Annotated in this window: 10 protein-coding genes and 1 pseudogene; 4 read left to right on the top strand and 7 right to left on the bottom strand. The window is 55.1% G+C overall.

What is annotated here, in order from left to right; genetic code table 11:
- Window positions 1-7: 7 nt before the first annotated feature.
- The 5 genes and pseudogenes from AC4OVS_RS11730 to AC4OVS_RS11710 form a co-directional block, all read right to left on the bottom strand.
- Window positions 8-448: pseudogene (locus AC4OVS_RS11730) on the bottom strand (O-methyltransferase); the annotation flags it as partial.
- 61 nt (window positions 449-509) lie between these two features.
- Window positions 510-1,889, bottom strand: a complete 1,380-nt coding sequence (locus AC4OVS_RS11725; RefSeq protein ID WP_491922435.1) for an efflux transporter outer membrane subunit — start codon at window positions 1,887-1,889, stop codon at window positions 510-512.
- A complete protein-coding gene (locus AC4OVS_RS11720; protein ID WP_491922434.1) occupies window positions 1,886-2,968 on the bottom strand; it encodes an HlyD family secretion protein in 1,083 nt (360 codons plus the stop codon). Before AC4OVS_RS11720 ends, AC4OVS_RS11725 begins: the two co-directional genes overlap by 4 nt.
- Window positions 2,969-2,990: 22 nt before the next feature.
- Window positions 2,991-4,643, bottom strand: a complete 1,653-nt coding sequence (locus AC4OVS_RS11715; RefSeq protein WP_491922433.1) for an MFS transporter — start codon at window positions 4,641-4,643, stop codon at window positions 2,991-2,993.
- A 158-nt stretch (window positions 4,644-4,801) separates the two neighbouring features.
- Window positions 4,802-6,121, bottom strand: coding sequence for an MFS transporter (locus tag AC4OVS_RS11710; RefSeq protein WP_032624298.1), 1,320 nt, complete (start codon window positions 6,119-6,121; stop codon window positions 4,802-4,804).
- A 391-nt stretch (window positions 6,122-6,512) separates the two neighbouring features.
- Between AC4OVS_RS11710 and AC4OVS_RS11705 the strand changes: the two genes are divergently transcribed.
- The 3 genes from AC4OVS_RS11705 (at window position 6,513) to cybB (ending at window position 9,986) form a co-directional block, all read left to right on the top strand.
- Entirely contained in the window at window positions 6,513-7,307 is a 795-nt protein-coding gene (locus AC4OVS_RS11705; protein ID WP_022648057.1) for a YdcF family protein, read from the top strand.
- A 199-nt stretch (window positions 7,308-7,506) separates the two neighbouring features.
- Window positions 7,507-8,946 carry an aldehyde dehydrogenase gene (gene aldA / locus AC4OVS_RS11700; protein ID WP_032624297.1) on the top strand — a complete coding sequence of 480 codons (1,440 nt, stop codon included), beginning with the start codon at window positions 7,507-7,509 and terminating at the stop codon, window positions 8,944-8,946.
- A gap of 509 nt (window positions 8,947-9,455) precedes the next feature.
- Window positions 9,456-9,986 carry a cytochrome b561 gene (gene cybB, locus AC4OVS_RS11695; RefSeq protein WP_023300059.1) on the top strand — a complete coding sequence of 177 codons (531 nt, stop codon included), beginning with the start codon at window positions 9,456-9,458 and terminating at the stop codon, window positions 9,984-9,986.
- A gap of 41 nt (window positions 9,987-10,027) precedes the next feature.
- Here the strand turns inward: cybB and AC4OVS_RS11690 are convergent, their stop codons facing one another.
- Together AC4OVS_RS11690 and AC4OVS_RS11685 are read right to left on the bottom strand one after the other, a co-directional pair.
- The gene (locus tag AC4OVS_RS11690) at window positions 10,028-11,095 is read right to left on the bottom strand and encodes an oxidoreductase (RefSeq protein ID WP_038416023.1); all 1,068 of its coding nucleotides are present in this window, start codon (window positions 11,093-11,095) and stop codon (window positions 10,028-10,030) included.
- Between the two features lie 13 nt (window positions 11,096-11,108).
- The gene (locus tag AC4OVS_RS11685) at window positions 11,109-11,852 is read right to left on the bottom strand and encodes a DeoR/GlpR family DNA-binding transcription regulator (protein ID WP_022648061.1); all 744 of its coding nucleotides are present in this window, start codon (window positions 11,850-11,852) and stop codon (window positions 11,109-11,111) included.
- Between the two features lie 756 nt (window positions 11,853-12,608).
- On the opposite strand from AC4OVS_RS11685, the gene AC4OVS_RS11680 reads away from it, so the two are divergent.
- On the top strand, window positions 12,609-13,922 hold the full coding sequence (locus tag AC4OVS_RS11680; RefSeq protein WP_223861947.1) for a TolC family outer membrane protein: 1,314 nt from the start codon (window positions 12,609-12,611) through the stop codon (window positions 13,920-13,922).
- Window positions 13,923-13,960: the final 38 nt, after the last annotated feature.

The following is a 13,960-nucleotide window of genomic DNA, read 5'->3' as shown; positions in this document are numbered from 1 at the left end:
GGCTTTTTTATCGTTCCACCATCGCTAGCGTAAACCCATCCCACCCCTTAACGCCCACCGTTTGCAGTACGGTGGCGGTTAAGCGTGGGTTATCTCCAGTCATCTCGATAAACTTCCGTACCCCATGCACGCGTGCATCGTCGCTTTGCCCGTTAACCACCTCGCCGTCGCGCACCACGTTATCGCCGATTATTACCGTGCCGGGACGAGAGTAGTGCAGCGCCCACTCCAGGTAGCCGGGATTGTTTGGCTTATCGGCATCAATAAAGATCAGGTCAAAGGGCGGGACGTCACCGAAATTCTCGAGCGACTTTAGCGCCGGGCCTGTAATCAGTTCTATGCGATCGCCGAGTCGCGCAAGATGAATATTTTGTAGTGCAACAGCGGCATGTTTCGGGTCCGCTTCAAGCGTAATCAGCTTTCCATCCGGCGGCAGGGCGCGCGCCATGGGGGTATCGCCAGAGGCGAAATGTAGGCCGGGTAAGGCGTAGCCGCCACCCGGCATGTTTTCACGCACTGACCCAACCGCCGCCCAGCGCTTTATACAAATCAATTTGCGCCAGCAGCAGGTTGTTTTTCACCTGTACCACGCTGGTCTGCACCGAGAACAGCGTGCGCTGTGCATCGAGCACATCCAGATAAGAAGAGTACCCGTTGCGGTAGCGGTTTTGCGCTATCCGCAGCGTCTCCTGCGCGACCGCCTGCTGAGCCAGCAGCTCGTTAAGCTGTTCCTGATAACGGGTGATGGCATCAAGGCTGTCATTCACCTCGGCAAACGCATTACGTACGGTTTTTTCGTAGCTGTACAACGCCTGATTACGCTGAGACTGGGAGATATCCACCTGTGCATTCAGCGTCTGTCGGTTCAGCAGCGGCGCAAGAATACTGCCGCCCACGCTCCAGAGCTGGAGGGGGTTATCCAGCAATCCCGACAGCGTGGGATCCTGCACCGATCCTGTGGCCGTGAGGTTGATCGACGGCAGCAGGCTGGCACGCGATGCCGCCAGTGTCGCGTCCGCCGCAATCAGCTGACGTTCAGCCTGGACGATATCCGGACGTCGGTTCAGTAACGTCGACGGCAACTGGGAGGGCAATTTCAGCGGCGTCAGGGCATCAAAGCTTTCACCGCGCGCAACGTCACCCGGGTTGCTGCCCAGCAGCAGGCTAAGCGCATTCTCCTGCTGCGCAATCTGGTGCTGAAGCAGTGGAACCTGAGCGCGGGTGGCGCGCAGCTCAGAATCCGATTGCATCAGCTCAAGGCGAGAGCTGTATCCCGTCTCAAACTGTCGTTTAGCAAGGTTGAACGCCTCTTCACGCGATTTCAGCGTGGACTGGGTAACGCGAAGCTGTTCATCCAGCGACAGCAGGGTGACGTACCCGGAGGCCACCGACGATGCGACCGTGAGATCTGCCGCCGCGGCCGCCGCCTTTTGTGCCTCCAGCGACGCTTCGGCGGCACGGGAGGTGCTGCGGTTTACCCCCCAGATATCCACGTCGTAGCTGGCGGTCAGGCTGCCTTTGTACAACGTACCGTATACCGGAAGGCCTGTTGCGGCGGACTGCGAGCGCGCGCGCGTCCCGGTCACGCCCGCGTCAAGCGACGGGAACAGGCTGCCGTCGGCGGCGTATACCCGGGCCTGATACTCATTAATCCGCTCGCGGGCAATCAGCACGTCGCTGTTGTTCTTCAGCGCCTGATCCACATAGTGATTCAGATTGCTGTCGTGGAAATTACGCCACCAGAGCTGCTCTGTCGGGCTGGTTGGCCCCGACGTCGCGCGCCACTGGGCCGGGATGTGCAGGGACGATTTGGCGGGCTCAACGTCAACCGACTGGCAACCCGCAAGGATAGCCATCATCAGCAGGCCGGCTATCGGGCGAAGCGTCATTGTTTCGCCTCCCGCGTGTCGATGGTGACCTGCACCGACATGCCAGGGCGCAGCAGCCGGTACGCCTCCGGCTCACCGAGTACCTCAATGCGTACCGGGATGCGCTGGGCGATTTTAACAAAGTTGCCCGTGGCGTTATCCGGGGTAATAGCGCTGAACTCGACGCCTGTGGCCGGGGATATGCTCTCCACGCGGCCCTGATAGGCTTTATCGTTTAACGCATCGACGGTGAATTTCACTGGCTGTCCGACGCGTAAATTCGCCAGCTGCGTCTCTTTGATATTGGCGATCACCCAGTGCTGCGGCGGGACCAGCGTGGTAAGGTGCGTCCCGGCGGTGACGTACGCTCCAAGACGCACCGCAATCTGCCCGAGCTGACCGTCACGCGGCGCGACAATGCGGGTGTTTTGCAGATCGATCTGCGCAAGCTCCAGCGCGGCTTTTGCATTTTCAACGTCCGCTTCCAGCGAAGCGCGATTGACGATAACCGTTTGTAGATCCTGGCGCGACATCTCAAGCGTTGCTTTCGCCTGGTCGATATCGGCGCTCCCCTGGGCGGCACTGGCCAGCGCCGCATCGCGCTCGCGAATGGACAGGGAGCCGTCTGCGGTCAGATCCTTCACGCGTTTCAGATCCGCTTGGGTTTTCAGACTTTGGGCACGGGCGTTTTTCAGTGCCGCTTCGTTTTTGGCAATCACCGCTTCCGCGCTTATACGCTGTTGCAGGTTGTTGTTCAGCGCAGCAATTTTCATTGCCAGCTGCGCCTCGGCCTGATGGACGCGCTGGCGATAGATCCGGTCATCAATCTGCAACAGCAGGTCGCCTTTTTTAACCTGCACAAAATCCTGAACATGGACCTCAGTAATGTAGCCGTTGACTTGCGGACTGATGAACGTGGTCTGGCCGCGCACGTAGGCGTTATCAGTAAACTGGGTATGACGCGTGAACGGGGGCAACTGCCAGGCATAAAGGATCACCAGCACCCCGACAATGCCGATAGCCGCGGCGGTGAAAATGGAAACGACGCGTACATTTTTGCGGGTGTTGGCCTGCTCTTTGGCGGCATCCTGCTGACTCATAACTTCTCCTGAAAAATAGTCATTACTTATTGCCAGTGGCGTTCTTAAGGGCCATACGGGCGGTGATGCGCAGGCGCAGCAAGCGCCATAAAATCCAGACCAGCGTGGCTGTGGCAATGCTCGCCGTCAGGAGATAAGTATCGTTGTAAGCCAGAATGTTTGCCTCAAGCGTCGTCACCGTCTGTAGCTGAATAATGGCCTGGGTTCCCAACAGGGAACTGTCGCCAACCAGGCTTTTATACATCTGGGTGTAAAGCTGAATGCGTTCGTTCACCAGCGGGTTGAGGGTGGTGAGCTGGTCAGCCAGCAGGCTGGAATGGTACTTCTCGCGCCAGGTCTGGAAGGTACCAAGGATTGCAGAACCCAGCAGGCCACCAAGGTTCTGACTCATGCCAAACATCACGGAAAAGCTGACCAGATTGCGTGGATCGGCGATCACCCCGCCAATGGCGGCCAGCATCGCAGGGGCGAGGAAGAAAGCGCTGCCGAAACCAAGCAGGAACTGGCTGAACATCAGTTGATCCGGCCGGGTCAGGTTGTTGGACTGGCTGTCCAGCAGCGAAGCAACAATCATCAGCGCCAGCGAGGTGATAATCGGCCAGGCCAGCTTAGTGGGTTTGATCGTCAGACAGCTGGTGACGATACCGCAGACGATTCCGGCGAAAATAGACCACGCCAGATGGGTCATCTGTTCATTCTGTAGGCCCGCATATTGCAGCCAGCCGATGACGCCGGTGTTCTGTTCCGCCAGTACGATGCGGATCAGCAGCATAATCAACCCCAGGCGTACGATGCTGCCGCTGGACAGCCAGCGGGTATTGAGCAGCGGGTTGCTGCGGTTATGTTCAAAGACGATTGCACAGACAATTAGCACCAGCGAGAGAGCCAACGCCCAGCCGATCCACGGTGTTTCAAACCACCATTCCAGACGCCCTAGCGACAGAACCGCGCACAACAGCGCCATACCGGGCGCAAGCAAAAAGAAGGTGATGAAATCTTTCTTCTCGAAAACTTTGCGTCGATCGCCCGGGGGCAGTTTCAGCACAATCACGCAGGCCAGTGAGATCAGGGCCAAACCCAGCTCGAAGAAGTACAGCCCACGCCACTCATCAAGCTGCAACAGCTCGGTGGAGAACAGCCGCGCCAGCGGTATCGCCAGCGACGAACCGGTAATGCCGATGGTCAGCGCCTTCAGTCGGTGCTTCGCGGGCCAGGCCTGTATCTGGTAATAAATGCCGAGCGAGCTGAGCGCGGCGGCGACCATCCCGTGTGCCGCCCGTACCATCAGCGCCGAGCTGAGATCGTTCACAAACAGGTGGAAAAAGGTGACCAGCACATACAGCACCAGGAAGCCTTCCGTAAACGCGCGCAAACCGTACTGCTGGCGAAACTTTACCAGCAGCAGGTTGATGGAGACGTTGGTCATGACATAGACGGCAGGCAGCCAGGCGATTTCAGTCGACCAGGCGCCGAAGGTGCCTTGCAGATTTTGCAGATTGGCGGTGACGACCGCGTTACCCAGCGCCCCGGTCAGGCACACCAGCAGGCCGACCACGCCATAGGCGATCCGTTTCGACGTCGGATGTTCCGGGGTGGAAGGGGAACCCAGCAGAGCGGGTTTCTCGTGTGGCTGCCACTCGCGAGGAGCATAAGGATCGCGTTGGGGCAGGCGCATAACGGGGTTTACCTTTAAAAATGTTGAATTGTGAGCGGGCTAATGATTCTACGGCTGACGAAAATCATAATTCAAGTGAATACGAATATTGTATGTTAATCAAATGTAGAGGGAATGATGAAGAAAAAGTGCGGCTCGCGAACGGAGCCGCAATAATATTATCGCTGTTCCGGCTGCGCCTGAAGGTGGCGTTCACGGTTGATGCGGCTGGCACAAAAAATTGCAATGAGGGAGATAGCGACCGTCACGCCCAGATACCAGGCCACGGGTACCCAGTCGCCGTCGTATTTCGCCAGCAGTCCGGTAGCTATTAGCGGTGCCGTTCCGCCCGCCAGCGCGGCCCCAAGTTGATAACCCAGCGTGATACCGGTGTAGCGAACGTTGGCACTGAAAATTTCAGAGCAGAGCGTGCCGAGAACTGCCGTCACCGGTGCCCACAGTACGCCAAAAGCGATAACGGTCGCGAGCACAATTCCCCAGGTGGTACCGGTATTCAGCAGCATAAACCAGGGCACGATAAACAGGCCGAGCACGAAGACACTGACGGCGTACATACGCTGGCGACCAACCCTGTCGGAGAGCAGCCCCATCAGCGGGATCATGATAGTGGCGACCAGTGCGCCAAGAGTTACTGCCTCCAGCGCCTGGGATTTCTGATAGGTCAGGGTGGTAGTGGCGTAGCTCACCACAAACGTGGAGAAAATATAGAACGGTGCTGTCTCCACAACCTTAAGCCCGGCGGCAATTAGCACTTCACGCCAGTGGTGTTTTATGGTGTCGCGCAGCGGAGCTTTCGCAACCTGACCGGATTTTTTCACTTTCTGGAAATCAGGCGTTTCGTCAATATCTTTCCGGATCCAAAGCCCCAATATTACCAGCACGGAACTGAGCAGGAACGGAATGCGCCAGCCCCAGGAGAGAAAATCCTCTTCGCTGAACAGCGTCATTAGCGAGACGATAAATGTCGCCATCAACATGCCGATGGTAACGCCCGCCTGCGGAATACTGCCGAAGAAGCCTTTGCGTTTTTCTGGCGCATACTCGTAAGCCAGCAGCAGCGCGCCACCCCATTCACCGCCGATACCCATCCCCTGAATAATACGCATCAGGATCAGCAACGCGGGCGCCCACATCCCGATCATGTCGTAGGTGGGCAGCAGGCCAATCATCACGGTTGCACCTCCCATCAATGAAAGGGTGAGGACAAGCGTTTTTTTGCGACCGATACGATCCCCGATATGTGCAAAGAGAACGCCGCCAATGGGGCGAATAAAAAAGGTCAACGAGAAGGAGAGATAGGAGAGGATCAGCCCGATTACCGGGTCGACCATCGGAAAGAAAATCTTGTTAAACACCAGCGCGGCAGCGGTGCCATAGAGAAAATAATCAAACCATTCAATAGAACTTCCCGTAAGACTGGCAATTAATACCTTTTTGTTTTTCCGCAATACCGTTGTCGTGCTCTCATGTTGTGTCATGACTCAAAACTCCGCCACGTGGATGATAATAGAGGTGTTACCTGGCGCGCTTCAGGTGAAACCTGTCGGTGTGTAATGGTTGTGAAATTGTTAAGCAACTTAGGGTTGGATGTTACGTTTGGCAAGTCAGCCAGAACTAAAACGGGTCAGAACACGATGGGTTAAGCAGCAACTGGTGCTTTTTCAGCACGCTGTTGTGGCAGGATGTGTTGAAGGGCAGATAATCAAAAGCACAAACCCAGGGTGCAACCCAATTGTTTTTGGATGTTTCTGGTTATTTCATCAAAATGACAAATATGCAGCGTAATGAGCACCTCGGCTTTCAGAGTGATCTCCTTTTCAACCCCGTTGTGTGAAGTACTCTAAAGATTAATGCTGTAAGGAGGTAACGATGACAATGGCACTTTTCCCCTGTCTGCCTGGCACAACACTCGACGCCGTGAATACCGTTGGGGCGTGGCTTGCTCAGGACGACTATCAGGACAACCAGCCCGTTGATCTGGTGATTCTGGCGGGTAACGCGGTGATCCCCGCGATTGATGCTGCCTGTAAAATCGCGGCTGAACAGGGGGTTCCTCTGATCATCAGCGGCGGGATCGGTCACTCGACGACCTTCCTCTACGCCGCGATTGCTAAGCACCCCCGCTATAACAGGATACCCACCACCGGGCGGGCTGAGGCGGCTATTCTGGCCGACATCGCCCGTGAATTCTGGAACATTCCGGCTGAGCATCTTCACGTTGAGGATCAGTCGACCAACTGTGGCGAAAACGCCCGCTTCAGCCGGGCGTTGATGAAACAGTCCGGACTGAACGCCGCCCGGGTGCTGGTAGTGCAGGACCCGACGATGCAGCGTCGCACAATGGCTACGTTTGCCCGCGTTTGCCGCGACGAGGCTGCATCGCCCGCATGGATGAGTCATCCCGGCCTGACGCCCGTGCTGCAAAACAGTGACGACGGTCTGGCGTTCAGCGGCCCGGTCGAGGGGTTATGGCCGGTAGAACGTTACCTGTCGCTGGTGCTGGGTGAATTTCCGCGACTCAGGGACGACATCAACGGCTACGGTCCGGCGGGACGTGATTTCATTGCCCATGTCGATATCCCTGCCGACGTGGACGCCGCGTGGCAGATCCTGCGAAACGACGTCATTCTCACCGACGCGCTGGTGAGCCGTTCTCTGCTGTAATGCTCTTGCCCGTTTGCGCCATCTTTTACGCAAACGGGCAGCCTTTGTTGCCGATTTGTGATTTTTGAAACGGGCTGACCCGTTTCTTTTATGAGATATCTCACAAAAACAGACTCATAGAGTAGGCAATTGCCCCGGTAATTATAGTTTTTAACATTAAGTTTACTTGTTAAAAACAGTGTGATTACAGGAGCAGGTTATGACAGTACCCGTACAACATCCTATGTATATTGATGGACAGTTTGTTGCCTGGCAGGGTGATGCCTGGATTGACGTGATCAATCCGGCCACGGAAGAGGTCATTTCCCGTATTCCCGACGGCACCGCCGAGGACGCCCGCAAGGCCATTGACGCGGCAGAACGCGCGCAGGCTGGCTGGGAGGCGCTGCCTGCCATTGAACGCGCCAGCTGGCTACGCAAAATTTCCGCCGGGATCCGCGAGCGCGTCAGCGAAATCAGCGCGCTGATTGTGGCCGAAGGGGGCAAGATCCAGCAGCTGGCGGAAGTGGAAGTTAACTTTACCGCTGACTATATCGACTATATGGCCGAGTGGGCGCGCCGTTATGAAGGGGAAATCATTCAGAGCGACCGTCCGGGCGAGAATATTCTGGTGTTTAAGCGCGCCCTTGGCGTCACCACCGGCATTCTGCCGTGGAACTTTCCCTTCTTCCTGATTGCCCGTAAGCTCGCTCCTGCGCTAATCACCGGCAACACCATCGTTATCAAACCGAGCGAATTTACCCCAAACAACGCCATTGCGTTTGCCAAAATCGTCGACGAGATTGGCCTGCCGAAAGGCGTCTTCAACCTGGTGCTGGGCCGCGGTGAAACCGTCGGACAGGAGCTGGCCGGGAACCCGAAAGTGGCGATGGTCAGCATGACCGGCAGCGTCGGGGCGGGTGAAAAGATCATGGCTGCGGCTGCGAAAAACATCACCAAAGTGGGGCTGGAGCTGGGTGGTAAAGCCCCGGCCATCGTGATGGACGATGCCGACCTCGAGCTGGCCGTGAAGGCCATTGTGGATTCACGCGTCATCAATACCGGACAGGTGTGTAACTGCGCGGAACGTGTCTATGTTCAGAAGGGGATCTACGACCGCTTTGTGAATCGTCTGGGCGAGGCAATGAAAGCCGTCCAGTTTGGCAATCCGGCTGAGCGAACGGATATTGCCATGGGGCCGCTGATCAACGCCGCCGCGCTGGAGCGTGTGGAGCAGAAGGTGGCGCGCGCGGTGCAGGAAGGGGCTAAAGTGGTCCTTGGCGGTAAAGCGGCAGAGGGCAAAGGGTATTTTTATCCCCCAACGCTGCTGCTGGACGTACATCAGGACATGGCCATCATGCACGAAGAGACCTTTGGCCCGGTGTTGCCGGTGGTGGCTTTCGACACCCTGGAAGAGGCCCTGAAAATGGCCAACGACAGCGACTACGGTTTAACCTCGTCTGTATATACGCAGGATCTGAATGTCGCCATGAAAGCCATTAAAGGGCTTAAGTTCGGCGAGACCTACATTAACCGTGAAAACTTTGAAGCGATGCAGGGCTTCCATGCGGGCTGGCGGAAATCCGGGATCGGCGGGGCGGATGGCAAACACGGTCTGAATGAGTATTTGCAGACGCAGGTAGTCTATTTACAGTCGTAATCAGGAGCCCCCTCCATGCGAGATAATGTGTGCACGGAGCAGTTCCCTCGCCCCTTTGGGGAGAGGGTTAGGGTGAGGGGGAACATACGGCTCTGGTGGTCATTCCGTTCACTTTAGGTTCCTTGCTACTCTGTAACAAAATGACCGGTGAACGTGCCAGGGTGGCTCAGTCGCCACCACCCTGGCGACCCGGGCTCCCGGCGGTAAATCGCCGCTTCGCGGTCCCTTCGGCTTATTCCTTCCGGCTTATCGGGGACGGGCGGAGGTAACATCCCTGTAAAGCCCGCCCTCTCGGCGCATCCCTGCGCCTCGCCCCGGCCGGAAGGCAAACGCCTCAGCGATTTACAGCCGGACCTGGGCATCTCTGTAATCCCTCCGTTATTCTGAAGGCACGTTAATGCTTCTGATTTCAAATAACTGGGAATACTCGGCCCTCCGTAAAAGGGGGTTCACATTTTCAGGAAAGGTGGTTATGTTGGCGCGATAACTGTTATTTATCGGGAAACAACATGCGCACAAAATATACGGGTCTGCAAATCAGCATTCACTGGCTGGTTTTTCTGTTAGTGATTATGGCCTATTGCGCCATGGAATTCAGAGGTTGGTTCCCGCGAACCGATCGTCCGCTTATTAATATGATCCACGTTTCCTGCGGGATCAGCATCCTGGTGCTGATGGTGGCGCGCCTGCTTATCCGCCTGAAATTCCCGGCTCCGCCCATTCAACCGAAACCAAAAGCGATGATCACCGGGCTGTCCCATCTGGGGCATCTGGTTATCTACCTGCTGTTTATTGCGCTGCCGCTGATCGGCATGGTGATGATGTATAACCGGGGAAATGACTGGTTTGCGTTTGGCCTGACGATGCCGCATGCGGCGGAGGGGAATTTTGACCTGGTGGATACGCTAAAAGCGTGGCACGTAACGCTGGCGAATCTGGGGTATTTTGTGATTGGTTTGCACGCCTTTGCCGCGCTGATGCATCACTATTTCTGGAAAGACAATACGCTGCTGCGCATGATGCCGAAAAAGCGTCAGTGACCGATAATGCCCTGCCAACCCGCAGGGCATTTTTTTGCGGCTTATTGCAGTTGCGCGCGCTCCTGCGCCGTTAAATCCAGTTCCTGAGTTGTACCCGTTTCTGAAGATTTTACCGCCGCTTCCAGCACCGCCATCACCGCCAGGGCTTCCACCGGATGGACCGGATTGTCAATCTTGCCGTTCAGGGCATCGCGCACGTTTATATAGTACTGCCGCTGGTCGCCTTTTGGCGCAGGGATAGCGCTGGCTTCACCCTGGGCATTAAACAGCACCATAGCGTCGCTGTCCTCACCCCAGCTTTCGCTACCCGGAATGACGCCTGCCAGAAGCTGGGCTTCCTGCTGATCGATGCGCGCTTTCACCACGCTGGCCTTATCGCCGTGGACGGTAAAGCGGGCAACGCCGCCTGCCACTAGCATGCTGCAATGGAGGACCACTTTGTGTTCAGGATAGTTCAGCACCACGTGCGCCCAGTCGTTAATTTCCGCACCGTCACGCAGGGTGGCGATGTTGCCCTGTACCGACAGCGGCAGACCAAAAAGCTGTAGCGTCTGGTCAATCATGTGCGGGCCTAAGTCGAACCACAGGCCACTGCCGGGAACATTTTGCTCTCTCCAGCGCACGCGAACCTCCGGGCGGAAACGATCGATATGCGATTCAAAGTGTTTTACCTTGCCGATACTGCCTTGCTCAATCACCTGCTTAATGCCGAGAAAATCGCTGTCCCAGCGGCGGTTATGGAAGACAGAGAGCAGGCGTTGTTTTTCTTGCGCAAGCGCAATCAGATCTCGCGCTTCCTGCATATCCAGCGTAAATGGCTTATCCACCACTACGTGCTTGCCGGCGTTGAGCGCCAGGGTGGCCAGCGGCGCATGGGTCGCGTTAGGGGAGGCGATAACCACCAGGTCGATATCCGGGTGCTGAATAGCCTCTTCTGGGGTGGCAACAACGAGGACGTCCGGCAGATCGCGTTTGACCTTTTCTTCATCCCGGGATGAGACCACCGCCAGCTTCAGGCCGTCGACGGACTGGATCAGTGGGGCATGAAACGTCTTACCCACAAAACCATACCCGATCAGCGCAATATTCATTGTCTTCACTTTATTCATGACCTTCTCCACGTTAATGCGCGCAAACGGTAACCTGCACGGCGCTATGGTCCCCGAGCTCTGCCCAGGGACGATCTAAAAACAGTTGATGAATCTGGGATAACCCTGAAACCAGATAAGGTTCGCACTGGTTGAGTTTCAGATGATCGGCGACTACCCAGTGCGCCTGGCTTGCGGCCAGCATGGCACGCTTCACCTCGGCATCCGCCTCCTGACTGGCGCTCAATCCGAGCTCGGCATGAATGGCGCATGCGCCAAGGATGGCGATATCCGCCCGGTAGCGAGAGAGCAGCGAAAGGGTGGCGCTTCCGGCAAACAGGCGCTGTTTCTGATCCCACTTTCCACCAAGCAGGATCAGATCGATATCTTCCCGATCGCTAACCTGCTGGGCGATATCAAGAGAAGGGGTGATTATGGTGAGCGGTCCCTGCAGGAAAGAGGCAACGGCCAGAAGTGTGCTTCCGGCGTCCAGAAAAAGCGTCGAGCCCGCAGGTACGCACTGCGCAACCTGTTTACCCAGCCGCTGCTTGATTTCAGGCAGTAAGGTATTCCTGCTAACTCGGTTCATCGTCGAGAGATTCAGCGCGATGGCGCCGCCATGGTTTTTTTGCGCCAGTCCCTGTTTTTCCAGATCGGTCAGATCGCGACGGATGGTATCCGCCGAAACCTGCAACTTTTCTGCCAGCTCAGTGATGCTGGCCTGGCCTTGTTCAGTAATAATTTCAAGTACATATTTCTGTCTGGCGGTTTTATGCATGGGTGCAGTATCCTGCAAAATGTCGCAATACTATGCAGTTTACAGCATTTTACAGGAAAGGGAATCGTAACAGGAGGGGGATGTTGTCCAAAAACAGTTTAATAAGGTGAATATTGAATTAGCATTAATCAGTCATCAAAAACATGTATGTATCGTTTAGACCTGATGTTAACGCTATGTTTTACATAGAAATTTGGTTAAAGCTACCGAATAAGGAGTTCGAATAAGAATATAAAACCAGATTATAAATATAAATTGGTGCTTATATCTATTAGATATTCTTTTTAAAGTAAAATAATTTAATATTAATCAGCGAATGACTTAAATTGACAGTTCTTTGAAAATCTTTGTGTCTGATTCGAGATGAAATAAACGCAAAAATGTACATCAAGGTGTTTCAGAATTTTCCTTAAATTACAGAGGGTTTATATGTTTCAGCGTAAACGCATCTAATAGCCATTTGTCCAGAAACCCCATCTTTTTTCTTATTTGTAACACCGCATTAACATTACAGATGTGGTCGCTCATATCACATTTTGTTATGCTGCGAATCAATAAATATTTAAGTAAATTCTTAAAAGAAAAAAAGAGATTGAACGGCTCTCATCTCAATTGAAATGGGTGTGGTCGACTATTGGCGGAATTTATCAAACAGGAGTGGGGCAAATAGGGTGAATTATTTGTACCTCTTCCTGGTAATTATTTAGCCATCACCTGAAGTCCGGGGGTATTATAAAGATGAAATGCAATAACAGGATGCTCAGATTATCTGCTTCCCTGACCTTAATTTCACTGGTGGTGACTGCGGCTCATGCAACTAACGGTCTGGTAGGGATATCTCCCGTTGCGGCAATGACGATGAAAGAAAGTATTCTTTTCGCTCTTGACCGCGACCCGTCGGTGAGTCAGCAGGCTGCACAGCTGGGGATTGGCCAGGCACAAATAGACGAAGCGCGTAGTGGCTGGATGCCACAAATAGCCTTGAACGGGAGTACGGGTCACAGCCAGACCACCGATTCGAGCGGCTCGTTGCGAAATTCCGCAGCCTGGGGGCTGAGCCTGACGCAGCTTGTGTACGATTTTGGCAAGACCAATAACAGCATCAGCCAGTCTTCAGCTCAGCGTGACAGCTATCGCTACCAGCTGATGAGCACGATGTCTGCCGTCGCGGAAAAAACGGCCCTCAGCTATGTGGAAGTGAAACGCTACAGCGATCTGCTACAGGCGGCAACAGAGAACGTGCAGGCGCTTAAAAACGTTGAGCAGCTGGCAAAACTCCGCGCCGATGCAGGCGTAAGCTCCACCTCTGATGAGCTTCAGACCCGCACTCGTATTGCCGGAATGCAGGCGACGGTAGAGCAGTACAATGCGTCACTGAACAGCGCCCGCGCGCGGCTGGCGGTATTAACTGGCATACAGGCTGAACGCTATTCACCGGTTCCGGGAGGTCTGGCCGTGGAGTCGGATTCTCTCAATCGAATTGATTATTCACTGATCCCAACGGTGATGGCCGCGCAGAACATGGAGCGTTCAGCCCAGTACGGCGTAGAAACCGCGAAGTCTCAGCACTGGCCAACCTTAAGCCTGAAAGGGGGCCGCACCCGGTACGAGTCTGATAATCGCGCGTACTGGGATGATCAGATCCAGCTCAATATTGATGCACCGCTTTATCAGGGCGGCGCGGTCTCGGCGCGCGTCCGTCAGGCCGAGGGCGCAAGGGCAATGGCATCGTCTCAGGTCGATCAGGCCCGTTTTGATGTCCTGCAAAAAGCCTCCGTCGCACAGGCCGACTGGACCGGGGCGCAAGGACGTATGGAGGCCGGAAAACGTCAGCTGGAAAATGCGTTGCGCGCCCGCGACGTCTACAAAAATGAATATACCCTGAGCAAGCGCAGCATTAACGATCTGCTCAGCGTGGAGCAGGATGTCTGGTCTGCCACCTCAGCGAAAATAATGGCTGAATACGATGGCTGGAGCGCGGCGATTAATTACGCCTCCGCGGTGGATAATCTCATGCCGCTTATCGGAATAGAGAAAAACGCTGCCGCGAAATTACCTGATTTGAGTTAAAAAAGGCGCGCCTTTCTGCGCGAAATAAGTCAGACAAT

Source organism: Enterobacter sp. 4974935 (assembly GCF_058661735.1).
This window is presented reverse-complemented; position numbering and strand designations above follow the sequence as displayed.

Coding starts and splice junctions, on each gene's coding strand:
- AC4OVS_RS11725 (WP_491922435.1), bottom strand. CDS start 1,889: ATGACGCTTCGCCCGATAGCCGGCCTGCTGATGATGGCTATCCTTGCG.
- AC4OVS_RS11720 (WP_491922434.1), bottom strand. CDS start 2,968: ATGAGTCAGCAGGATGCCGCCAAAGAGCAGGCCAACACCCGCAAAAAT.
- AC4OVS_RS11715 (WP_491922433.1), bottom strand. CDS start 4,643: ATGCGCCTGCCCCAACGCGATCCTTATGCTCCTCGCGAGTGGCAGCCA.
- AC4OVS_RS11710 (WP_032624298.1), bottom strand. CDS start 6,121: ATGACACAACATGAGAGCACGACAACGGTATTGCGGAAAAACAAAAAG.
- AC4OVS_RS11705 (WP_022648057.1), top strand. CDS start 6,513: ATGACAATGGCACTTTTCCCCTGTCTGCCTGGCACAACACTCGACGCC.
- aldA (WP_032624297.1), top strand. CDS start 7,507: ATGACAGTACCCGTACAACATCCTATGTATATTGATGGACAGTTTGTT.
- cybB (WP_023300059.1), top strand. CDS start 9,456: ATGCGCACAAAATATACGGGTCTGCAAATCAGCATTCACTGGCTGGTT.
- AC4OVS_RS11690 (WP_038416023.1), bottom strand. CDS start 11,095: ATGAATAAAGTGAAGACAATGAATATTGCGCTGATCGGGTATGGTTTT.
- AC4OVS_RS11685 (WP_022648061.1), bottom strand. CDS start 11,852: ATGCATAAAACCGCCAGACAGAAATATGTACTTGAAATTATTACTGAA.
- AC4OVS_RS11680 (WP_223861947.1), top strand. CDS start 12,609: ATGCTCAGATTATCTGCTTCCCTGACCTTAATTTCACTGGTGGTGACT.